Origin of the sequence: Nocardia sp. CA-136227, assembly GCF_050955695.1 — a bacterium.
Classification (GTDB): domain Bacteria; phylum Actinomycetota; class Actinomycetes; order Mycobacteriales; family Mycobacteriaceae; genus Nocardia.
Genome location: NZ_CP192081.1, coordinates 2,166,983 through 2,187,866, shown reverse-complemented (window position 1 = coordinate 2,187,866; position 20,884 = coordinate 2,166,983). Strand labels below are relative to the sequence as shown.

The window sequence follows — 20,884 nt, the reverse complement described above, 5'->3', positions numbered from 1 at the left end:
AGCCGGGGAGCGGCCGGTTTGCCGCGCAGTCAATTTGCATTTCCCAACATGCGAGACGCTAATATCGTTCTATGAGACAGCATAGCGGTATCGGGGTTCTGGACAAAGCCATGGCCGTCCTGCACGCCGTAGCCGAGCAACCCTGCGGCCTCAACGAGCTGTGCGCCCGCACCGGCCTGCCCCGCGCCACCGCGCATCGCCTGGCCGTGGGCCTGGAGACGCATCGCATGCTGGCCCGCGACAGCCAGGGACTGTGGCGGCCCGGTCCGGCCCTGTCGGAACTGGCGACAACCGCCAGCGACCCGCTCCTGGACGCCGCCTCCTCCATCCTGCCGCGCCTGCGCGAGATCACCGGCGAGAGCGTGCAGCTCTACCGCCGCGACGGCAATGCCCGCGTCTGCGTGGCCGCCATGGAACCGGCCGCGGGCCTGCGCGACACCGTGCCCATCGGGGCCCGACTACCGCTCACCGCCGGCTCGGCCGCGAAAGTCCTGCTGGCCTGGGCCGATCCCGAATCGCAGCGCAGCATCCTGCCCGAGGCCGTGTTCGGCGAGCGGGCGCTGGCCGAGGTCCGCCGCCGCGGCTGGGCGCAGAGCGCGGCCGAGCGCGCGGCCGGGGTGGCCAGCGTCTCCGCGCCGGTGCGCGACGCGGCGGGCGGCGTGATCGCGGCCGTCTCGGTCTCCGGACCCATCGACCGCATGGGCCGCCGCCCGGGCGCGCGCTGGGCCGCGGACCTGGTGGCCGCCGCCGACGCCCTCCACAAACGCCTCTGACGCGACGCTGACGGACTTTGCGGCCCCGGGTGACACTCGGGGTGGCCTCAGCCGTCACGACAGCCTCAGCGGCCGCTCGACAGTCCCCGACAGCCCACGACCCGGGCGCCGATCGCAGCCCCCGCCGGATCCGGCGGGGGCTGCGGCGTTTCCGCGGCCCGGCAAACCGCCGGTGAAGCCCCGCGCATGGCAGGAAATGGCCGGTGTGACCGCGCTCATACGCCGTAAATTACAGTCGGCCCATGGGAGTTAATCAACGCGCGCAGATCGTGATGTCCGACGAGGAGATCACGGGATTCCTCGAGCGCAGCCGGGTCGCCACCATGGCCACGCTGAGCGCCGAGGGCAGGCCGCACCTGGTGGCCATGTGGTACGCGCTCATCGACGGCGAGATCTGGTTCGAGACCAAGGCCAAGGCCCAGAAGACGGTGAATCTGCGGCGCGATCCGCGCATCACCGTGATGGTCGAGGCCGGCGACACCTACGACCAGTTGCGCGGCATTTCCATCGAGGGCCGCGCCGAGGTCGTCGACGACCCCGAAGCGCTGTTCAAAGTGGGAATCAGCGTGTGGGAACGCTATACCGGGCCCTACAGCGAAGAGATGAAGCCGTTCGTGGAGCAGATGCTGCACAAGCGGGTGGCGGTGCGCGTGGTGCCCGAGCGGACCCGCAGCTGGGATCACCGCAAACTCGGCCTGCCCGCCATGCCGCTGGGCGGCAGCACCCACGGCCAGGAGCCGTAAGAACCCCGGAAACAGTGAAGGCCCCCAGCCGGTTGGCTGAGGGCCTTCACTTTGTAGTCCCGACGGGATTTGAACCCGCGCTACCGCCTTGAGAGGGCGGCGTCCTAGGCCGCTAGACGACGGGACCAGGATGAGATTCCGGCGGATTTGGCAATCCACCGGCCTTCTCGAATTCGAGAGCCGGAGCTCTCGCAGCTGGGGTACCAGGACTCGAACCTAGAATGGCTGAACCAGAATCAGCTGTGTTGCCAATTACACCATACCCCATTGACCTGGGCTTTCAGGATCTCCCCGGAGGAAGTTCCTGGCTGCTCTGCGGCCGAGAAGAAGATTAGCAGCATCCCCCGGTAGATACACAAACCGGCTGGTCAGAGGCCGGTTTGTGTATCAATTCGGGCTTACCTCAGGCCCGGCGGGACACCGGCGTCAGCCGATCTCCGCGAGGGCCCCGCGCAACCGGTCCATGGTGACCTCGCGACCCAGCAGTTCCATCGACTCGTAGAGCGGCGGGCTGATGTGGGATCCGGTCACCGCGACGCGCACGGGGGTGAACGCCTTGCGCGGCTTGAGCTCGAGCTCCTCGATCAGCGCGGTATTCAGCGCGGTCTCCAGCGGGGCCGTGGCCCATTCCGAGACGCCTTCGAGGGCTTTCACCGTCGCCTGCAGCACCGGAGCGGCATCGGCGCCGAGATTCTTTTCCTTCGCGGCCGGGTCGATCGCGAAGTCCGCGGGCGCGATGAACAGGAACTTCAGCAGATCCCAGGCATCCCCGAGCACCTTGATGCGCGTCTGAACGAGATCGGCCGCGGTTTCGAACAGCTTCTCGTCGATCTCGGCGCCGATATGTCCCTGTCCGGTGAGGTACTCCCGCAGCCGGTGAGCAAAATCACCGGGAGTGAGCATCCGAATATGTTCGGCGTTGAGTGCGTCGGCCTTCTTCTGATCGAATCGGGCCGGATTCGAATTCACCTTCGAAATATCGAACGCCGCCACCATCTCCGCCATGGAGAAGAGGTCATGATCATCGGCGATGCTCCAGCCGAGCAGTGCCAGATAATTCAGCAAACCCTCCGGAATGAACCCGCGGTCGCGGTGATGGAACAGATTCGACTCGGGATCGCGCTTGGACAACTTCTTGTTGCCCTGGCCCATCACGAAGGGCAGGTGCCCGAACTCCGGGGTGAACTCGGCGACCCCGATTCGCTTCAGGGAGTCGTAGAGCGCGAGCTGACGCGGAGTGGAGGACAGCAGGTCCTCGCCACGCAGCACGTGGGTGATCTTCATCATCGCGTCGTCGACCGGGTTGACCAGCGTATAGAGCGGATCGCCATTACCGCGGGTGAGCGCGAAGTCGGGAACCACGCCGGCGCGGAAGGTGGTCTCGCCGCGCACCAGGTCGTTCCAGGTGAGGTCGCGGTCGGGCATGCGCAGGCGCACCACCGCGGGACGGCCCTCGGCCTTGTGGGCGGCGATCTGCTCGTCGGTCAGGTCACGGTCGAAGTTGTCGTAGCCCAGCTTGGGGTCGCGGCCGGCGGCCTTGTGGCGGGCCTCGACTTCCTCTGGAGTGGAGAAGGATTCGTAGGCCTCCCCCGCGGCCAGCAGGCGCTGCACCACGTCGAGGTGGATCTCGCGCCGCTGCGACTGCCGGTAGGGCGCGTAGGGGCCGCCGACCTCGGGCCCCTCGTCCCAGGTCAGGCCGAGCCAGCGCAGGGCGTCGAGGATGGCGGCGTAGGACTCCTCGGAATCGCGTGAGGCGTCGGTGTCTTCGATGCGGAAGACGAAGGTGCCGCCGTGGTGGCGCGCGAAGGCCCAGTTGAACAGGGCGGTGCGGACCAGACCCACGTGCGGCGTGCCGGTGGGTGACGGGCAGAAACGAACCCGGACGTCAGACATGGCTCTCTTTCGTTCAGCGTTTGGCGGCAACGGGATTGGACAGGGTGCCGATACCGGACACGGTCACCGACACGGTCTGACCGTCCTGCAGCGGCCCGACGCCCTCGGGGGTGCCGGTGAGGATGACATCGCCCGGAAGCAAGGTCATTACGGTGGTGACCCACTCGATGAGCTTCGGAATATCGTGCAGCAGAAGTGAAGTGCGACTGCGCTGCTTGACCTGGCCGTCGACCTCGGTGACGATCTCCAGATCCGAAGGGTCCAGGGCGGTCTCGATCCACGGGCCGAGCGGGCAGAAGGTGTCGTAGCCCTTGGCGCGGGTCCACTGGCCGTCGTGTCGCTGCTGGTCACGGGCGGTGACGTCATTGGCGACGGTGTAGCCCAGGATGACCTCGTTGGCGCGGGCGGCGGGCACGTCCTTGCAGGGGCGGCCGATCACGATCGCCAGTTCGCCCTCGTAGTCCACCTGAGAAGAGCTGGGCGGCAGGATGATCGGGGCGTTGGGGCTCTGGATCGAGGTGCTGGGCTTCATGAAGATGACCGGGTCGGCCGGGGCCGGGCCGCCCATCTCCTCGGCGTGCGCGGCGTAGTTCTTGCCGATGCAGATCACCTTGCTGGCCAGGATGGGGGCCAGCAGGCGCACATCGGCCAGCGGCCAGCTGCGACCGGTGAAGGTCGGGGTACCGAACGGGTGTTCGGCGATTTCTCGGGCGACGGCGGCGGGGCCGTCCCCTTCGATGCTGACGAAAGCGACTCCATCTGGGCTGGCAACTCGACCTAGGCGCATGGTTGGCATCCTATCGACCGGCTTCGACCTGCCCGAACGCGCCCGACCGCGGGGCGGGACCGGGCCGGGGCGCGATGGCGGCGGGGACGCCCGCGCGGGCCCCGGGCCGGTGCGGCATACCGGCCCGCACCGCCCCGGGCCGGATGTGGAATGCCCTTATACGCAAGCGATCTCGGACCGGTCCGCGGCACTCACGAGATCAGCGCCCGAATGTGAGCAAACAGACAGCTCGCCCCGGAAATCGTCTTGCGCCCCAGGTGTACCGTAAGACCCGATGTTCAAACTGTAGGACATTGATTCCACATAGTGAGACGCGAGGTGAGGTCATGACCACCGTGACGGAGATGGGCACGACACGACGGTGGACCATGCTGGGCCTCGGCGTCTTCGCCCAGACCGCCAGCGCCGTGATGGTGAACGGCGCCGCCTTCCTGCTGCCGGCCCTGACCCAGCGCGGAATGGCGCTGGCCACCGCCGGTCTGCTGGTGGCCATGCCCCTGGTCGGCCTGTGCTGCACGCTGATCGCGTGGGGGTGGGTGGTCGATCAGGTCGGCGAGCGCAAGGCGCTGGTGGCCGGTCCGGCGGTCATGTTCGCGGCCGGCCTGGCCGCCGCCACCGTCTCGAACTACGTTGCGCTGGGGGCCTTGCTGTTCCTGGCCGGGGCGGGCGCGGGCAGTACCAACGGCGCCAGCGGGCGGGTCATCGTGGGCTGGTTCCCGATCGATCAGCGCGGGCTGGCCATGGGCATCCGGCAGACCGCGCAGCCGCTGGGCGTGGCGATCGGGGCGCTGGCGATCCCGGCCATCGCTGCGGCACACGGGTTCTCGATGGCGGTGCTGGTGCCCGCGGTACTGGCGGGCGCGGCCGCGATCGGCTGCCTGGTCGGGATTGTGGATCCGCCGCGACCCGAATCCGCCGGGGGCTCAGGGCGTCCCGCGAATCCGTACCGCGGGGACTCCACGCTGCTGCGCATCCACGTGGTGTCGGTGCTGCTGGTCATCCCCCAGGCCACCATCTGGACGTTCGGTCTGCTGTGGTTGCACCGCGATGTGGGCCTGTCGCTGCCCGCGGCGGGCGCGCTGGTGACGGTGACCCAGATCCTGGGCGCGGCCGGGCGGATCGGCGCGGGCGTGTGGTCGGACCGGGTGGGCAGCCGTCTGCGGCCGCTGCGCACGGTGGCGGTGGCGGCGGTAATCTCCCTGTCCGCCTTGGCCGTAGCGGCCTGGACGCAGCAGTGGTGGGCGGCGATCCCGATCCTGATCGCGGCCTCGGTCATCACCGTGGCCGACAATGGCCTGGCCTTCACGGCGGTGGCCGAGATCGCGGGGCCGTATTGGTCGGGTCGTGGGCTGGGTATCCAGAACACGGGCCAGAACCTGGCAGCGGCCGCGATCGCCCCGGCCTTCGGCGCACTGATCACGGCGGCCGGTTTTCCGGTCACCTACCTGCTGACGGCGCTGATCGCACTGGCGGCAGTCCCGTTGGTACCCAGGGGTTCCCGGTAGCGGCTGATTCGCGGCAAATCAGGAAGACCTGCGCCCGTTACGTTTTCGCATCCGAATGCATTTGTGCGATACGCCTCACTATCCGGACGAAACGCCCCACTGCCCCAGTTCATTTCACCGAATCCACTCCAGGATGGCACTCCGGCGAGGCTCGGGCACGACGACGAAGCCCCCGTTCCGCGGTCGCGGGACGGGGGCTTCGGTGGTGAATCGGCGGCGCGTGAACCCTAGAGCGACGCGGCGATCCGGTCGCCGACCTCGACGGTCGAGGCGGCGCCCGAGCGCGAGGCCAGATCCTTGGCGACGGCGGCCTCGATACGGGCGGCCTCCTCGGTCTTACCGAGGTGGTTCAGCAGCAGCGACACCGACAGGATGGCGGCGGTCGGGTCGGCCTTGGACTGGCCCGCGATGTCGGGGGCCGAACCGTGGACCGGCTCGAACATCGACGGGTTGACGCCCGAGGCGTCGATATTGCCCGAGGCGGCCAGGCCGATGCCACCGGAGACGGCGGCGGCCAGGTCGGTGATGATGTCGCCGAACAGGTTGTCGGTGACGATCACGTCGAAGCGGCCCGGATCGGTGACCATGTGGATGGTGGCGGCATCGATGTGCTGGTAGGCGGTCTCGATGTCCGGGTACTCGGCGCCGACCTCGGCCACGGTGCGCGACCACAGCGAACCGGCGAAGGCCAGCACGTTGTTCTTGTGCACCAGGGTCAGGTGCTTGCGGCGCTTGCGGGCGGTCTCGAAGGCGTAGCGGACCACGCGCTCGACGCCGAAGCGGGTGTTGGTGGAGACCTCGGTGGCCACCTCGTGCGGGGTGTTGACGCGGATCGCGCCGCCGGTGCCGGTGTACGGGCCCTCGGTGCCCTCACGCACGACCACGAAGTCGATGTCCGGGTTCGAGGCCAGCGGGCTGGTGACGCCCGGGTACAGCTTCGAGGGACGCAGGTTCACGTGGTGGTCGAGCTCGAAGCGGGTGCGCAGCAGCAGGCCGCGCTCGAGCAGGCCGGACTGCACCGACGGGTCGCCGATGGCGCCCAGCAGGATGGCGTCGTGCTGCTTGAGCTCCGGGATCACGTTCTCCGGGAGGATCTCGCCGGTGGCATGGAACCGCTTGGCTCCCAGGTCGTATGCGGTCTTCTCGACACCGGGCACCACCACATCGAGCACCTTGAGGGCCTCGGCGATGACCTCGGGGCCGATACCGTCGCCCGGAATGACAGCGAGTTTCATGAAATCCATGCTCCGTTTCGATAACGCGCGGGTGGTCCTCTCCGCGCTGACAGGAGAGTCCCGGCCACCATAGCGGGTGCCGCCATGACCCCTTTCACCAGGGCGAATCGCTCCCAACCAGTGGGATCGACGCGGTCGCGCGGAGCTCTCGATCGGCGGATCGCGCCGGTAGTGTCGGGGGATGTTCGACAATCTCCGCTTCGAGCGCAAACTCCGCCGGCTGGAACGCAAGATCGATCTGATCCTCGAGCATCTCGGCATCGACGATCCCGACCACGCCATCGACTACACCGCGATCGACGAGCATCTGCTGCGCGGCAAGAAGATCCACGCCATCAAGGCGTATCGCGAGCAGGATCCGACGGCCAGTCTGGTCGAGGCGCGCGACGCGGTCGAAGCCCGCGGTCGCCGCTGACGGCGGTCACCCACCCCACCGAACGCACCGGGCCCCCTCCACTTTCCGTGGAGGGGGCCCGGATCGCGTTGTGCGCGATCGACTAGTCGAGGCTGACCAGGGCGACCTTGGCGGCGCCGACGGCCTCGGCGATGGCGGACTGCACCTCGGCCGGGACGTCCTTGTTGACGCGCAGGACGACGGTGGCGCCCTCGGCCTCCAGGTCCTGGGTCAGCTGGGCGGCGAGGATGTCGATGCCCGCGTCGCCGAGCTTGGTGGCCAGGCGGCCCAGCTGGCCCGGCTTGTCCTCGTAGTTGAGGACGGCCAGGTTCAGGCCCTCGGCGCGCATGTCGTAGTTGCGGCCGTTGATGTTGACGATCTTCTCGACCTGGGCGGGCTCGGTCAGGGTGCCCGCCACGTTCAGGGTGCGGCCGTCGCCGAACACGGCGCGCAGGTCGACCAGGCTGCGGTGGGTCGGGCTCTCGGTGTGGGTGGTGACCGACGCCTCGAGGCCGCGCTCCTTGGCCAGCGACGGGGCGTTGACGAAGGTGACCGAGTCCTCGATGAGGGCGGAGAACACGCCGCGCAGCGCCGAAAGCTCGAACACCGCAACGTCTTCCGAGGACAGCTCGCCGCGCACCTGGACCTCGATGGAGACCGGCAGCTCGTCGGCGAGGGCGCCCAGCAGCGCGCCCTGCTTGCGGACGATGTCCAGCCACGGGGCGACGATCTCGTTGACCGCGCCACCGGTGACGTTCACCGCGCCGGGCACGAACTCGCCCGCGAGGGCCAGCTGCACGGACTTGGCGACATCGGTGCCGGCGCGGTCCTGGGCCTCGGCGGTGGAGGCGCCCAGGTGCGGGGTGACGACGACCTGCGGCAGCTCGAACAGCGGGCTGTCGGTGGACGGCTCGGTCTCGAACACGTCGATACCGGCGCCGCGCACGTGGCCCGAGAGGATGGCGTCGGCCAGGGCCTGCTCGTCGATCAGACCGCCACGGGCGGCGTTGACGATGATGACGCCCTTCTTGGTCTTGGCCAGGGTCTCCTTGTTCAGCATGCCCTTGGTCTCAGGAGTCTTGGGCAGGTGAATGGAGATGAAGTCGGCGCGCTCGAGCACCTCGTCCAGGGTCAGCAGCTCGATGCCCAGCTGGGCGGCGCGGGCCGGCGAGGTGTAGGGGTCGTACGCGACGATCTTGGTCTCGAAGGCGGCGAGACGCTGCGCGAACAGCTGGCCGATGCGGCCCAGGCCGATGACGCCGACGGTCTTGCCGAAGATCTCGACACCGTTGAACTTGCTGCGCTGCCAGGTGTGCTCGCGCAGGGTGGCGTCGGCGGCCGGGATCTGGCGTGCGGCCGAGAGCAGCAGCGAGACGGCGTGCTCGGCGGCGGTGTGGATGTTGGAGGTCGGCGCGTTGACGACCATGACGCCGCGCTCGGTGGCCGCGGGCACATCGACATTGTCGAGGCCGACGCCGGCGCGCGCGACGATCTTGAGGTTCTTGCCCGCCTCGAGCACCTCGGCGTCGACGGTGGTGGCCGAACGGACCAGCAGCGCATCGGCTTCCGGCACGGCGGCCAGCAGCTCCGGACGGTTCGGGCCGTCGACCCAGCGAACCTCGACGCCGGAGCCCAGCGCGTCGACGGTCGACTGGGCGAGCTTGTCGGCGATCAGAACAACAGGACGGCCTGCTTGGCTCACGGTGGGTTACTCCTGAGGAAGGGATCCGGGATTTACGGGCGTCAGCTTAGTGGGCTGGGAATCGGGGCGCTTTACCGCCTGGTAGGCAACTGCCATCAAAGCCGTGAACTGCGGGTTTCCGGAGGGCCGCGCGGGTCTCACGGGGTACAGGCCGCGCGGTACGGCTCGGTTGGGGCGATGTGATTCGGGCCGCTATTCCTGGGCAGGCGTTCAGGTTCGGGCTCGCGAGACCCCTGGTCACACCGGCGACGGGGGCGCACTACCGCGGAATCAGGTCTCGGCGCACAGGCATTCGAGATAGCCGAAAGCCCGGCTTCGGAGCTACGGAGTCCGAGGCCGGGCTTTCGAAAGTCGAGTAATCGACGTCAGTAGTCCTTAGCGACCGAAAGAGCCGGTCCACAGGGTGTTCAGGATGCCGTGCAGAGCGGCCGAACCGGTGTCGAGCAGACCGCTCAGAGCAGCGGAACCGGTGTCGATGATAACGGGGATCATGGAAATACCTCTTCTGAAATCCGTACGAACTTTCTGACGTGGAGCCTATCGGGCCGATTTCGCGGCCCGTTACGGGGGATTAACACGATGTGACCGGCGTCACAGCCTCGGAATTCTGTGGTCCCGTTCATATGCGTGTCGAATTCCCGCCATATAACGCGGCTATCACGCCCCTAATTCTGGGGGCTCGCCGCGCGAAAAACGCATGGACCAGCGCGATCCCGGACGCTACCGTCGCCTGCCATGACCCTGCGCTCGATCCCCGCCTCCATGGACCCGGCGGTGGTCGCCACGATCGACGGCGAACTGGACCGGATCGTGCGCGAACACCGCGTCGACGTGCTGCTCGCCATCGAAAGCGGCAGCCGCGCCTGGGGATTCCCGTCCCCGGACTCCGACTACGACTGCCGGTTCGTCTACCTCCGTCCGGCCGACGACTACCTCACGCCCTGGCCCGGAAGCGATGTCATCGAGACGCCTCTGGTGGGACTGCTCGATGTCAACGGCTGGGATCTCGTGAAGGCGCTGCGACTGCTGGTGAACGGCAATGCCGTGCTTATCGAATGGCTGATGTCACCGATCGCGTATCGCGGCGACGCGCAATTCCGCGACGAATTGCGCACCCTCGCGGACGAGGTCGCCGACCGGCAGCGAGTGGCCCGGCACTATCTGCACCTGGGCCGACGGCAATGGCGGCTGTTCGATTCGAACCGGTCATTGAAGAAGGTGTTCTATTCATTGCGGCCCGCCATGGCATTGCGGTGGATGCACGAACACCCCGATAAGGCGGTGGCGCCGATGCATTTACCGACCCTCTTGGCCGAATGCGAGCTGCCTCGTGAATTCGTCGAGTCCGTGCGGGAATTGACCGAGCTGAAATCACGCACCCGCGAAATGGGCTCCGGGGACGTGCCCGCGCCGATCGCGGACTTCATCTCCGCCGAGTTCGAGCGCGCCGCGTTGGAGTTCGCGAAGGTGGATCCGGCCCGGCGCGAACACGCACAGGCCCGCGCAGCCGAGTTCTTCCGGCACCACGTGCGGGGCTGAGAACAACCCCCGGCGAGCGCCCCAGATTGGGGCACCCCCAGATGTTGAAATCCACCCGTTTCACTTCGGTCGAGCGATAGCTTCTCCTGGCCCGGAACCTCGGGTCCGACACAGGAGAACGATGATCACAGACACCCGCCACGGCCGCCGAATCGGCTGTGGCATTACAGGATTGGCCGCGACGGTCGCCATCGTCACGGGCGCCGCCCCCGCGGCGTCCGCTGACGTCGCATGGGTGAATATCAATCCGCCGGCGCAAACCTATTACGTCGGAACCAGCTACCGCCTTGCCGCCGGGCCATCCACGGAACCGAGCGGCAGCCAGGTCGTCAGCTTCTACGACAACGGCCAATGCATCGGCACCGGTAGCTCGCACGTGCAACCGCAGACCGGCATCGAATACGCCGCGAGCGTGTCCTGGATCCCGGCGACCGCGGGACAGCACGTCATCACCGCCGATGACGGTCAGACCACCAAAGCACTCACCATCACCGTCGTGCCCGCACTTGCCGGCAGCACCCCCGCCACCCCCGTCTCGCAGCGCGGCTGCGACCCGTTGAGCCGCCTCCAAACAGGCAGTTCCTAACCCTGTCGCGCGGCGGCTGGTGCGGGACCTTGCACGCCGCATCCAGCTGCCCGCGGTCCAGCCAGAACGGCTCGGCGTCGACCTCGGCGAAAAGACGCACCAGCTCGGGCGGAGGTCAGTAGTCGGCTCCCGCGATGACCCGCACGGCCACCGCCTCGGGCCCGGGCTTGGTGCCCCGCACCTCGAATTCGACGCGCTGCCCCTCGGCCAGCGAACGGAATCCGGCGCCCGGTAGCGCGGTGTACTCCACGAATACGTCCGCCCCGTCGCCGTCCGGGCTCAGGAACCCGAACCCCTTCTCGCTGTCGAACCACTTCACCGTGCCGTGCACCATTACCAAACCTTCTCGAGCCGAATCGGACACCGCTGTCGTCCCCGCGCGCCGCGGTCCATGGTGTCACGGCCGCGGCGCGCGCGGGCGGTCGCCCGAGCCTGGCGCATCCCCCGCCCGGCTCTCGCGACCCTTGTCCGATTATCGAATTCCCCAGCCGCCGCGTATCACTCGCGGCGGACCGGTCCGGGATCAACCCGCGCGCACGTTGCCGGGCGGCTCGTCGGCGCCGGGTTCGGTGACCCGCATAGCGTAGACGCGTTCGAGGAAGTCTCGGTGCGCGCGCAGGGTGGCGTCGAGCAGTTCGCGCCAGGTGCGGCGATCCACCCGCTGATCGCTGACCAGCGACGAGAGCGACGCCGGGCCGAGCCGGTCGATGTGGTCCACGATGAAAGTGAGCCGCCGGCGCGGGAATTGCGCGCCGATGCGCGGGTTCTCGTCGAGGAAATGGTCGAGTTCGTAGAGGTAGTTGACCGCGCGGTTGTACTCCTCGTCGGTGAGGTGGTAGTCCATCCGCTTGATCTCGACGATCCACAGTTCACCGGAGTCGTGCAGCAGCACGAAATCGGGTTCGCGTTTCTCGCTGCCGATGGAGGTGGTCACCAGCGGCGTCCCGAATTTCTGTGCGTACCAGCGTTCGAAGCTGGCGCGCACCCGTTTGAGCGATTCGTTCATGCCCAGCGGGGTCCATTCCGGGGCGAGCAGCCACGGCGCGGATTCGATCAGCTCCTGGAAGGGGCGTTCCAGGGAGCGGCGGTCGTCGATGAGCGAGCGCAGCCGATCCACCACGGCGACCCGCTCGCTGGCGATCTGGCCCAGCGAGTAGATCTCGGCGACGCGAGCCCGTTCGAAGAGCGCGACCACCACGTCCAGTTGCGGATCGGCGTCCTCGGCGATCTCCTTGAGGGTGTCGAGCAGGCTCCGCTGCGGGCCCAGCGACAGCGCCAGCCGCAGCATGTTCTCCAGGTGCGCGGGATCGTCGAGCGAGGCTCGATCCTTGTGCGCCACCAGGATTCGTGCCGCGTCCAGGACGGAGTCGCGGAACAGGCGGTCGCCGGGGGCGATGGCGTCGAGGGTCTCGTGGATGCGGGAGCGTTCCACGAACTCCTCCCAGACCCGGCGGCGGATGGACTTCTCGCCGAGCCGCCCGATCTCCTTGATCAGGGCCTGGCCCCACTCGGCGAGAGCCTCGCCGCGCGGAGAGTTCCAGATGATGTCCTGGCGGTCGGAGCGGACCAGGTCGTCGTCATCGTCGAGCCAGTCCACCTCGATCGCGCCGACCAGGTAGGAGCGCAGTTTGAATTCGCCGGTGAATCCGGAGGAAATGCCGAAATCCCGGGTCTGCGCGACGATCTTGCCGCGCGCGTAAATGCGCACCCCGGCCATGGCCTCGTCCCGGTACGGCTGTTTCGAATAGGCGATCCAGCCGGTCACCGGCAGGAATTGCCGGCCGAATCGGACCGGGACGCGGCCGACGTCGATGCGGGTCTCCTCCATGACGTCGATCGGCAGGCGGCTGAGCACGAAGCTCTCCCGGCCGATGGCGTTGCGGACCTCCACCCGCCAGTCCTGGCGTTCGATTCCGAAGCGCGCGGCCAGCTGACGGTTCAGTTCGGTTCCCGAATTCACCCTTTTCCGAAAGAAATTGCGCAGGATGATCGTGGTGCCGCGTTTCGCCGTGACCGTGCCGTCGAGGGCACCCGGGCGCGGGAAGTAGTCGCTCTCGGTGTCGCAGAGCATGTCGTCGAGGTCCATGACGATGTGGGAGACGGTCCAGCCCATCGGGGTTCGGTCGTCGTCGCGGCTGCCCGCGGTGATCACCTCGATGGTGCGGCAGATGCCGAAGGCGGCCAGCTTCCCGATTCCCTTGCGCCCCATCACCGGACGTCGCCGCTCGCGCGAGAGGTCGGAGCCGGTGCGGACCCGCCGGTCCGAGCCCACCATCAGGTAGTGCTCGTTGACCTCGGCCGCGGTCATGCCGTGCCCGTTGTCGGAGACCACGATCTGGTAGGCGGGTTCGTCGGCGGCCCTGATGGTTCCGGCCAGCATCGCGCCCCACGGCAGCACCACCTCGACCTCGGTGGCGTCCGCGTCGTAGGAGTTGGCGATGAGCTCGGCCAGTACCGCCGAGACCCGGTCGTAGAGCCGGATGCCGAGCTTGTCGATCGCCAACCGGCTGATGCGCATCGTGTACTTGCGGTCCTCGCGATCCTGCGCGGCCACATGCACGTCGTTGTACATGGTGAGCCCCCAATTGCCCTCGGGGCAGCCTCCGTTCAGCTACCTCTGAATACGATGCAACGCCGATTGATTAACAACGCGCTGAACATTCACCCACCACTTCGTCACGGTGTGATTCCAGGATTCACCTGGCGGTAGCCCAGAGCAACGGCAAGATCTCGGCAACCGCTTCCGTGTCCGGACGGAAGCCGTTGAGTGACAGTCCGGTCGGTTCCGGGCAGAATGCTCCCCGGCGGACAGCGTGGTCCGCCACCCAAGGAGACAGGGGGAACGGTGGCCGACAGTCGGATGATCGCGGCGCGACAGCGCTTCTTCGGCGCGGACGCCGTGGACCCGGACAGCGGGGCTGTGCGCGCCGATCGGGTGCTCGTGTCCTGGTTCGGCTGCGCCAGTTTCGCGGTCGCCCTGGGCGGAGTCGTGTTCCTGCTGGACGCGTGGGTGCCGCGCGGACTCACGGCCGGGTACGTGCCGACCACGCCGGAGGAGGTCGCGGCGCTCGAGCCCGCGGCGATCTTCATCGGGCACGGGCATTTCGATCACGCCGCCGACGCCGGGGCCATCGCACGGGCCAGCGGGGCCGTGGTGCACGGGACGGCGTCCCACTGCGCGACGGCCCGCAAGCAGGTCGGTGGGGCCGAATTGGCCTGCCGGGAGCTGGGTTCCGACGGGTCGAAGCCCGGCGACCGCTACGACTTCGAACTCGCGCCGGGGCTGTCGGTGACCGCCGTCCGGCACCTGCACTCGGCGCGCACGCCTCGCCACGAGGGGCCCGACGCCTCCACGCCGGTCCGGCCCAAGCCGTGCCTGTGCGATATCCGCGCCTATCCCCCGGGCCGGTCCGAGGCCGGGCATCTGGCCCGGAATCTGCTCGCGCCGGAGGGCGGGGTGCTGCTCTACCAGTTCCGGCTCGGCGATTTCGTGCTGACTTGGCACGATTCCTCGGGGCCGCTGCTGGACAAGGCGCCGGAGGTGCTCGATGTCCTGCGCGCTCTGCCCGCCTCCGACGTGCACATCGGCGCGGTACAGGGCTACAACCAGTTCACCAATGGGCTGCGTGATCCGCGCAGCTACGTCGAGGCGTTGCGGCCGAAGGTGTTCGTGCCCAACCATCACGACAACTGGCTGCCGTTGATCACGGCCCGGGGCGAGGCGTTCGTGACGCCGCTGCACGCGGAGCTGGAGCGCATGCCCGAGGGCTCGCGTCCGGAGGTCCGCATGCTGCTCGACCGTGACGACTACCTCGCGCCCGGACGGTTGTCGTTCGACCTCTGATCAGCGGAAGCGGAGAACCATTGTGACGCTGGTGGTTCCGGCGAGATTGACCTTCTCGGAGCCGTCGAGCGTGACGAAGCCGAGGCGCTGGTACAGCCGGAACGCCGGATTGTCCTGCCGCACACTCAAACAGACGGCGGCGTAGTCTTCCCGCGCGGCGTCTAGGAGCGCGGTCATCAGCGCGGTGCCGAGTCCGGTGCCACGGCTCTCGGGCGCGACACCGATGGCCAGTTCCGGCGTGTCGGCGTCGACATAGCCGAAGGCCGGGTTGTCGGCGCTGAACAACCGCAGCCAGGCGGCGCCGAGCGGCACTCCGTCGAAGCCGCCGACCACGCCGAGATCGCCTGCGGCTCCCCATCCTTCGACGTAATGTCCGAGTCCGGGCACGTCTCGAAGTTGATCGGGTGAGTCCATGCCCTGGTCACGGGCGTAGGAGGCTTCGTAGAGCATCGCCCAGAGGAGTTTCTCGTCGGCGGGCTCGGCGGGTCGGACGAACATCGGATCAGCCGATCACGAATTCCGCTGATGTGCCAGTGAATTCATGGTTGGCTCCGGCGCCGTCGCGGCTGTCGCCGGTGTACTGGATGCGGTAGCGGCCCGCGGGGGCGCTGTCGGGCACGGTCCACTGGATGGCGATGGTGGACGCGGAGTCCTGGCCCGCCGGCCGCGACCAGTGCAGCTCGGTGCACCAGTCGTTGTCGTCGTAGACGCGCCGCCAGTCGTCGCCGGCGCCCTGCTGGATCTCGAAGTAGGTGCCGTCGAGCCGGAAGTCGTTGTTCGGGTGCGCGCCGACGAATTCCACCGAAACCGTCTGTCCCGCCGCGTAGTTCGACTGCGGCTGGGTCAGCACATCGCCGTAGGCACGACCGGCGTGCGGGGTGTCGGCCGGGACCGGGGCGAGCAGGTTGGGCTGCAACCCGAACGCCCACTCGAGTGGCGCGGGCCCGCGTCCGAGGTCGACGCGCGCCGCCAAAGCCTTTGCGAGCCGGTCGAATTCCTGCATGTGCGCCGACAGCGTCCACCGCCCGAACAGCGTCTCGCCGCCCTCGTACTGCTGGCTGGCGTACTCCTCCGGCGTGGTCACGTACCCGCAGTACCCGTTGGCGTAACCCTGCAGCAGGACGTTCTCCAGCGGCACGTTGAGCGCCCGCGCCACCAGCCGCCGGATCCGCAGCCCCGACACGACGGTGTACTCCGCGGGTCCCGAGGCGAGCACCAGATCGCCGATCCGCATCAACTGCAGCGGCACCACCTGCGGCACCCACGGCCGCGGCGGCAGCACGCCGAGCGGCGCGAGGATCAGCTTGGGCGACTGCACATCCCGCATCCAGTCCTCGATCGGCGAGTTCAATCCGCCGAGCGCCGCCACCATCGGGTTGGCGTCACCTTCCTGCAGGAACGACAGCTGCGAGTTCCAGTTGTCCTCGGTGCTGGTGGCCATCGCCGCCGCGCCCATCATGGCAGGCGCGGTGCGGGCCGGCTTGCCGTCCGGCGTGTACGCGCCGTCGATAGCGGTGTCCGACAGGTCCACGTAATGCAGCACGGAGTCGACACCGGTGCTGCCCATCGGCGCCGCGGCGTCGAAAGCCTTACGCCCCGCCTGATACTGGCGTTCACCGATCATCGCGCAGTTGGTGCGATTGTCCTCGGTGGGCCCCGACGGGTGCATCTTCTTGATCCACAAATTCGGCGTCATATCGCCGGCATTGGTCTGTGGGAACGCCGCCACGAACGAGGGCGGCCCATCCAGATGCCGCACCCCCATCTCGTCATGCTCCCAGCGATAGCTGGCATACCCCTTGTTGTCCTGCGAGATCAGCGTGTTCCGGTCGGTCATCGAGGTGCCGTGCGTGGCGAACCAGGTGATCGCCCCGACATCCTTGCCACCCTGCCGGAACTTCAACACCGTGAGCTGCGGGTCGATGGCGTCCGGGAAGGCGGCCTTGTCCTCCGCCGGATTGTCCTCGAACGCTCCCCGCGACCGGTTCACGCTCGCGTCGTGCAACTCCCCGCGCCCGAGCATGATCGCCCCCGGCGCCAGGTTCTCGTGCGCGTTGACGATCGCCTTGACGATCCCGTTGACCTCGGCATCATGCGAGTTCTGCTGAAACCCCATGGCCGCCAGCGAATACGCGTACTCCCGCGCGGTACCGCCGCAGGAGTTGTGATTGTGCGTCGCGTTGAGGTTGACGTTCCGCTCGGTGTAGAGCCCCCCGAACCGCTGCTGCAACTGCTGCATCACCACGAGGTGCACCGACTGGAACAAGCAGGCATTGTCCGTGTTCACGAACGCAACCCGATCCCCGGTCGCCTGATCCACCACGACGTAGGCGCGCGCGTAACACCGCGACAGCAGCCCCGTGGTGATCTGATCAGCCTCCGAGTACCCCATCATCCCCTGGCCCGCAGGCGCCCCGGTGATGTCCGCGATCCCGACCCCGACGAGATAGCCGGCCCCAGCTTCCCGATGCTTGATGGGCTGCGCCCCAACAATATTCGCACCAAAAGCCACACTGGCCCCCACGCCACCAACAGCAGCGCCAGCCAACACAGCCCGCCGGGACAGACTCATCCGAACCCTCACTATCCGTCACCGCGCCACAGCGACCACGAGCCGCCACGCCAAAGAGTGAACCTGTTCCATTCCAGGTTTCCCGCAGACTAGTCGGTCACTTGACCAATTTCTAGCCATCCGTCCAGAATCGCGCCCGCCACCCTATCCGGGACGGCCCCGCCCGGCCCGCCGCACACGCCGACAACCTCCAGGTCAAACCCAGTTCTCTGGCCCCCGAGCCACCCGATGCGTCAGCGAGCCCCGCCGAAGAGTTTGCGGGGCTGAAACCTCACCGAGTAGCCCGATCCAGCTCCACCAGCCGCTCCCGAACCAACTCCGGCCGCTCATCCACGATGAAGTGCCCGCACCCCTCCACCAACTCCAGCGTGTAGTCATCCGCCTGAGCCGTCTCCGCCGCGGCCAGCGAGTAATGCACCGCCGCATCGTCCTTCCCGAACAACGCCCGCACCGGCACAGTCGCCCGCCGCCTCTCCGGCGTCCGCGCCGAAGCCGGAATCTCCTTCAACAGGAACGTCCGATACGTATCCCTGGCCGTCCGAGCCACCACAGGATCCCTGAACCGCTCCGCAAAAATCCGAATGGTCTCCCGATCCATCCCCCCGGACGTCCCAGCCCCGAACATCCACTCCAGGAACCGAGTCCGCCGATGCAACGGCACCCCCACCGTCGCCATCAACGGCTGATAAGCCATCAACCGCCAAAACTGCCGAGCCACATCCCCCTTCGGCGCCCAGGGATGCGCCATATTCATCACCAGAAACCCCCGAAACCGCTCGGCCTCCCGAAGCACCATCCGATACCCCACATACCCACCCCAGTCATGCCCCACAAGCAGCACATCCTTCTCGAGCCCCAACGCATCCATCAACGCGAACACATCCGACGCAACGTCATCCTTCGCCCACCGATGCGGCGCCGCCCCCGACCACCCATATCCCGGCAGATCCGGCGCAATGACCCGCAACCCCTCCGGCGGATTCCCCAGCAGATCCCGATACACATAGTGGTGCTGCGGCCACCCATGCAACACCAGTACGGGCCGCCCCTCCCCCGCTTCGGTCACATGGAAGCGCACTCCCCGAGCCTCGACGAAGCTCCGACGAACATCCGGGATGACGGGTGGTTGATCAGCAGCCATAGACCACGCTAACCCAGGACGCACGCCCAGAACATGACCTCTGCCAGCGTATCTACAGCGATTTATCCACATCCCGGCCGCTATCCACACCCGCGAAGAATCCCGGGCTGCAAGCCCAATCGCCACCACGGGACCCTGCCACCCTCAGAACATGATCGTGACCCGGGCGGAGCTGACAGCCAACGGCGTTCCCAACACCACCATCGACAACAGGTGCCGCCGCGGCACCTACACCCGCCTCCTCCCTGGCGTGTACAGCACCGACACTCCGGACTCCATCGCCCGCTGCCGTGCCATCGTCGCCTGGATGCCCCAAGCCTTGCTGAGCCACCGCACCGCGGCGTGGTTGCAAAGCATGCTCCCCACCGACCCCACTCGCCTCGAGGTAACCGTCCCGAAGCGCCTGTACCGCAAAACCCCACCCTGGCTTCACCTCTACCGCCGCGACCTCCCCGACGGCTGGGCCACCGAAACCCAAGACCTCCCCATCACCCACCCCGCCCTCACACTGCTCGACTGCCTCACAGTCCTCCCCCGCCCAGCCGCGGAAGCCATGATCGACGAGCACCTCGGCCGCACGGTGAACCCAACCGACGCGCTCCGCCTGTCCCACGCCAACATCCCAGGCCGAACCACCTTCAGCCGCCACCTCCGCGAAGCAGCAACCCGAGCAGCCTCAGACCCCGAACGCCTCTTCACCCGAGCGTTGAAACAACGAGGCCTCACCCTCCTGTCGAACCACCCAGTCGGCCAATACATCTGCGACTTGGTAGACGAACGCTCCCACACCATCATCGAAATCGACGGCCGCGAATTCCACAGCGCCCCCGCAGTCTTCCGCCAAGACCGCCGCCGCCAAAACCACCTGCTCCTCGCCGGCTGGCTCGTCCTCCGCTACGCAGCATCCGACGTTTACAGCTCGGTGGACGGGTGCGCCGACGAGGCTGCAGCAGTCATCAAACGCCGACGCCGACGCTACCGCGCCAACTGAATGGGCCTATTCGTGCACAATCCGCGCCGAAGTGGCAATTTCTGCCAACTTCACGCGATCTGTGCACGAATAGGCCCATGTACGCCGCAGCCCAGCCAACCTATGCTCGATCGAACCGCCCACGAAGAATGCCGGCAGTGAGGGCATCCCATTCCTCCGGCGCGAAGACAAGGACCGGACCGACCGCGTCCTTCGAATCGCGGACTCCGACATGGGCGTCCGGGAGGAAAGCAACCTCGACACAGTCCGCCTTGTCTCCGCTGTAGCTGCTCTTGAACCACGCCGCCGCGGATAGGTCGTCAGTCACCCTGAAACTCCTTCGCTACCTGCCGCAGCAGGCCCCGACTGACCTTCTCGTCCAACGCCGCCCGCTGGAGGCTGTCGAGAACCCGATAGTACCGCCGCACATCCCCCTCCTTCTCGAGGTACATACACCCGATGAAGCTCTCGAGATACACCACCGGCGGCCACACCCGCTCACCGCGAACGTCATCATCAAATTCCAGAATCGCGAACTGCCCCACCGGATCTCCGAGTGGCGCTCCCACGTCGAACGGAAGCACACGAACAGAGATGTTGGGAACCTTCCCCACCTCTGCAAGCCGCCGCAACTGAGCTGCCATCACTGCTTCGCCACCGACCTTGCACCTAAACGCCGCCTCGTGAAGCACAACATCCAGCACAAGCGGCCGATACTTCCGAAAAACCTTGGCTTGTCGTCTCATCCGCAAGTCGGCTCGCCGCTGATGGTCCAGTGGCGACTCGTCGGGCTTGACTGCGCAGATGAGGGCGCGGGCATACTCGGGAGTCTGCAATAGCCCCGGTACCAGCGCCGGCTGATACGTGATCAACCGTCGTGCCGCAGTCTCGAGTCCGACGTACACATCAAAGTTCGCCGGTATCACGCTGTCGTACTCGTGCCACCAACTCTTCTCCCCGGCTTGTTGCAGCAAACCGACCATCGCGTCCGCCGCGTCACCCGCCATCTCTAGAACCTCGCAAATCGCCTGCAGGTCCCGAGCTTTCAGCCGGGTAGGTGTGCCGCTTTCGAGCCGCTGCATCACCGAAGTACTCACGTCCGCAGCCTTGGCCACCCGATCCTGCGACATCCCCAACGCGCTTCGCGCCTCCCGCAGATACCGCCCCAGCTGCCTCCAACCGCGCCACACCGAAGGAGCC

19 protein-coding genes and 2 tRNA genes are annotated in these 20,884 nt (G+C 67.4%); 8 read left to right on the top strand and 13 right to left on the bottom strand.

The genetic code is table 11. From position 1 onward, the window contains the following. Positions 1 to 71: 71 nt before the first annotated feature. Positions 72 to 773: an IclR family transcriptional regulator gene (locus ACQP06_RS09805; RefSeq protein ID WP_357097580.1), complete on the top strand. Its 702-nt coding sequence runs from the start codon at positions 72 to 74 to the stop codon at positions 771 to 773. A 242-nt stretch (positions 774 to 1,015) separates the two neighbouring features. Then, the gene (locus ACQP06_RS09800; protein WP_357279204.1) at positions 1,016 to 1,516 is read left to right on the top strand and encodes a pyridoxamine 5'-phosphate oxidase family protein; all 501 of its coding nucleotides are present in this window, start codon (positions 1,016 to 1,018) and stop codon (positions 1,514 to 1,516) included. 54 nt (positions 1,517 to 1,570) lie between these two features. Here ACQP06_RS09800 and ACQP06_RS09795 read toward each other — a convergent pair. From ACQP06_RS09795 to ACQP06_RS09780, 4 genes are all read right to left on the bottom strand, one after another. After that, positions 1,571 to 1,643, bottom strand: a tRNA-Glu gene (locus tag ACQP06_RS09795). 68 nt (positions 1,644 to 1,711) lie between these two features. Then, a tRNA-Gln gene (locus tag ACQP06_RS09790) sits at positions 1,712 to 1,783 on the bottom strand. A 159-nt stretch (positions 1,784 to 1,942) separates the two neighbouring features. Further along, positions 1,943 to 3,409: a glutamate--tRNA ligase gene (gene gltX, locus ACQP06_RS09785; RefSeq protein ID WP_433671924.1), complete on the bottom strand. Its 1,467-nt coding sequence runs from the start codon at positions 3,407 to 3,409 to the stop codon at positions 1,943 to 1,945. A gap of 13 nt (positions 3,410 to 3,422) precedes the next feature. Continuing rightward, positions 3,423 to 4,196, bottom strand: a complete 774-nt coding sequence (locus tag ACQP06_RS09780) for a fumarylacetoacetate hydrolase family protein (protein WP_433671923.1) — start codon at positions 4,194 to 4,196, stop codon at positions 3,423 to 3,425. A gap of 326 nt (positions 4,197 to 4,522) precedes the next feature. Between ACQP06_RS09780 and ACQP06_RS09775 the strand changes: the two genes are divergently transcribed. Then, on the top strand, positions 4,523 to 5,701 hold the full coding sequence (locus tag ACQP06_RS09775) for an MFS transporter (RefSeq protein WP_433671922.1): 1,179 nt from the start codon (positions 4,523 to 4,525) through the stop codon (positions 5,699 to 5,701). A 227-nt stretch (positions 5,702 to 5,928) separates the two neighbouring features. On the opposite strand, the gene ACQP06_RS09770 is transcribed toward ACQP06_RS09775, so the two are convergent. Then, positions 5,929 to 6,936: a 3-isopropylmalate dehydrogenase gene (locus ACQP06_RS09770; protein ID WP_379277562.1), complete on the bottom strand. Its 1,008-nt coding sequence runs from the start codon at positions 6,934 to 6,936 to the stop codon at positions 5,929 to 5,931. Positions 6,937 to 7,117: 181 nt separating this feature from the next. Here ACQP06_RS09770 and ACQP06_RS09765 point away from each other — a divergent pair, with 181 nt between their 5' ends. Beyond that, the gene (locus ACQP06_RS09765) at positions 7,118 to 7,351 is read left to right on the top strand and encodes a hypothetical protein (protein ID WP_404205294.1); all 234 of its coding nucleotides are present in this window, start codon (positions 7,118 to 7,120) and stop codon (positions 7,349 to 7,351) included. A gap of 82 nt (positions 7,352 to 7,433) precedes the next feature. Here the strand turns inward: ACQP06_RS09765 and serA are convergent, their stop codons facing one another. Beyond that, positions 7,434 to 9,032, bottom strand: a complete 1,599-nt coding sequence (gene serA / locus ACQP06_RS09760; RefSeq protein WP_433671921.1) for a phosphoglycerate dehydrogenase — start codon at positions 9,030 to 9,032, stop codon at positions 7,434 to 7,436. Between the two features lie 735 nt (positions 9,033 to 9,767). Between serA and ACQP06_RS09755 the strand changes: the two genes are divergently transcribed. Next, positions 9,768 to 10,571 carry a nucleotidyltransferase domain-containing protein gene (locus ACQP06_RS09755; protein WP_433671920.1) on the top strand — a complete coding sequence of 268 codons (804 nt, stop codon included), beginning with the start codon at positions 9,768 to 9,770 and terminating at the stop codon, positions 10,569 to 10,571. 121 nt (positions 10,572 to 10,692) lie between these two features. After that, positions 10,693 to 11,157, top strand: a complete 465-nt coding sequence (locus tag ACQP06_RS09750; RefSeq protein ID WP_433671919.1) for a hypothetical protein — start codon at positions 10,693 to 10,695, stop codon at positions 11,155 to 11,157. A gap of 115 nt (positions 11,158 to 11,272) precedes the next feature. On the opposite strand, the gene ACQP06_RS09745 is transcribed toward ACQP06_RS09750, so the two are convergent. Together ACQP06_RS09745 and ACQP06_RS09740 are read right to left on the bottom strand one after the other, a co-directional pair. Then, entirely contained in the window at positions 11,273 to 11,491 is a 219-nt protein-coding gene (locus tag ACQP06_RS09745; RefSeq protein WP_433671918.1) for a cold-shock protein, read from the bottom strand. A gap of 189 nt (positions 11,492 to 11,680) precedes the next feature. Beyond that, positions 11,681 to 13,729: an ATP-binding protein gene (locus ACQP06_RS09740; protein WP_433671917.1), complete on the bottom strand. Its 2,049-nt coding sequence runs from the start codon at positions 13,727 to 13,729 to the stop codon at positions 11,681 to 11,683. Positions 13,730 to 14,002: 273 nt separating this feature from the next. On the opposite strand from ACQP06_RS09740, the gene ACQP06_RS09735 reads away from it, so the two are divergent. Then, positions 14,003 to 15,001, top strand: a complete 999-nt coding sequence (locus ACQP06_RS09735; protein ID WP_433671916.1) for an MBL fold metallo-hydrolase — start codon at positions 14,003 to 14,005, stop codon at positions 14,999 to 15,001. On the opposite strand, the gene ACQP06_RS09730 is transcribed toward ACQP06_RS09735, so the two are convergent. From ACQP06_RS09730 to ACQP06_RS09720, 3 genes are all read right to left on the bottom strand, one after another. Further along, positions 15,002 to 15,499: an N-acetyltransferase family protein gene (locus tag ACQP06_RS09730; RefSeq protein WP_433671915.1), complete on the bottom strand. Its 498-nt coding sequence runs from the start codon at positions 15,497 to 15,499 to the stop codon at positions 15,002 to 15,004. 4 nt (positions 15,500 to 15,503) lie between these two features. Further along, a complete protein-coding gene (locus ACQP06_RS09725; RefSeq protein ID WP_433671914.1) occupies positions 15,504 to 17,573 on the bottom strand; it encodes a neutral/alkaline ceramidase in 2,070 nt (689 codons plus the stop codon). Between the two features lie 271 nt (positions 17,574 to 17,844). Continuing rightward, positions 17,845 to 18,714, bottom strand: coding sequence for an alpha/beta fold hydrolase (locus ACQP06_RS09720; RefSeq protein WP_433671913.1), 870 nt, complete (start codon positions 18,712 to 18,714; stop codon positions 17,845 to 17,847). A gap of 151 nt (positions 18,715 to 18,865) precedes the next feature. On the opposite strand from ACQP06_RS09720, the gene ACQP06_RS09715 reads away from it, so the two are divergent. After that, positions 18,866 to 19,705 (top strand): DUF559 domain-containing protein, encoded by an 840-nt coding sequence (locus tag ACQP06_RS09715; RefSeq protein WP_433671912.1) that lies wholly within the window; start codon positions 18,866 to 18,868, stop codon positions 19,703 to 19,705. A gap of 100 nt (positions 19,706 to 19,805) precedes the next feature. On the opposite strand, the gene ACQP06_RS09710 is transcribed toward ACQP06_RS09715, so the two are convergent. Together ACQP06_RS09710 and ACQP06_RS09705 are read right to left on the bottom strand one after the other, a co-directional pair. Next, on the bottom strand, positions 19,806 to 20,012 hold the full coding sequence (locus ACQP06_RS09710) for a DUF397 domain-containing protein (RefSeq protein ID WP_379277547.1): 207 nt from the start codon (positions 20,010 to 20,012) through the stop codon (positions 19,806 to 19,808). Then, a complete protein-coding gene (locus ACQP06_RS09705) occupies positions 20,005 to 20,874 on the bottom strand; it encodes a helix-turn-helix domain-containing protein (RefSeq protein WP_433671911.1) in 870 nt (289 codons plus the stop codon). Before ACQP06_RS09705 ends, ACQP06_RS09710 begins: the two co-directional genes overlap by 8 nt. Between the last annotated feature and the right edge of the window lie 10 nt (positions 20,875 to 20,884).

What these genes read in the sequence shown, in the direction of transcription:
- ACQP06_RS09805 (WP_357097580.1), top strand. Translation starts at nt 72, where the DNA reads ATGAGACAGCATAGCGGTATCGGGGTTCTGGACAAAGCCATGGCCGTC.
- ACQP06_RS09800 (WP_357279204.1), top strand. Translation starts at nt 1,016, where the DNA reads ATGGGAGTTAATCAACGCGCGCAGATCGTGATGTCCGACGAGGAGATC.
- gltX (WP_433671924.1), bottom strand. Translation starts at nt 3,409, where the DNA reads ATGTCTGACGTCCGGGTTCGTTTCTGCCCGTCACCCACCGGCACGCCG.
- ACQP06_RS09780 (WP_433671923.1), bottom strand. Translation starts at nt 4,196, where the DNA reads ATGCGCCTAGGTCGAGTTGCCAGCCCAGATGGAGTCGCTTTCGTCAGC.
- ACQP06_RS09775 (WP_433671922.1), top strand. Translation starts at nt 4,523, where the DNA reads ATGACCACCGTGACGGAGATGGGCACGACACGACGGTGGACCATGCTG.
- ACQP06_RS09770 (WP_379277562.1), bottom strand. Translation starts at nt 6,936, where the DNA reads ATGAAACTCGCTGTCATTCCGGGCGACGGTATCGGCCCCGAGGTCATC.
- ACQP06_RS09765 (WP_404205294.1), top strand. Translation starts at nt 7,118, where the DNA reads ATGTTCGACAATCTCCGCTTCGAGCGCAAACTCCGCCGGCTGGAACGC.
- ACQP06_RS09755 (WP_433671920.1), top strand. Translation starts at nt 9,768, where the DNA reads ATGACCCTGCGCTCGATCCCCGCCTCCATGGACCCGGCGGTGGTCGCC.
- ACQP06_RS09750 (WP_433671919.1), top strand. Translation starts at nt 10,693, where the DNA reads ATGATCACAGACACCCGCCACGGCCGCCGAATCGGCTGTGGCATTACA.
- ACQP06_RS09745 (WP_433671918.1), bottom strand. Translation starts at nt 11,491, where the DNA reads ATGGTGCACGGCACGGTGAAGTGGTTCGACAGCGAGAAGGGGTTCGGG.
- ACQP06_RS09740 (WP_433671917.1), bottom strand. Translation starts at nt 13,729, where the DNA reads ATGTACAACGACGTGCATGTGGCCGCGCAGGATCGCGAGGACCGCAAG.
- ACQP06_RS09730 (WP_433671915.1), bottom strand. Translation starts at nt 15,499, where the DNA reads ATGTTCGTCCGACCCGCCGAGCCCGCCGACGAGAAACTCCTCTGGGCG.
- ACQP06_RS09725 (WP_433671914.1), bottom strand. Translation starts at nt 17,573, where the DNA reads ATGAGTCTGTCCCGGCGGGCTGTGTTGGCTGGCGCTGCTGTTGGTGGC.
- ACQP06_RS09720 (WP_433671913.1), bottom strand. Translation starts at nt 18,714, where the DNA reads ATGGCTGCTGATCAACCACCCGTCATCCCGGATGTTCGTCGGAGCTTC.
- ACQP06_RS09715 (WP_433671912.1), top strand. Translation starts at nt 18,866, where the DNA reads ATGATCGTGACCCGGGCGGAGCTGACAGCCAACGGCGTTCCCAACACC.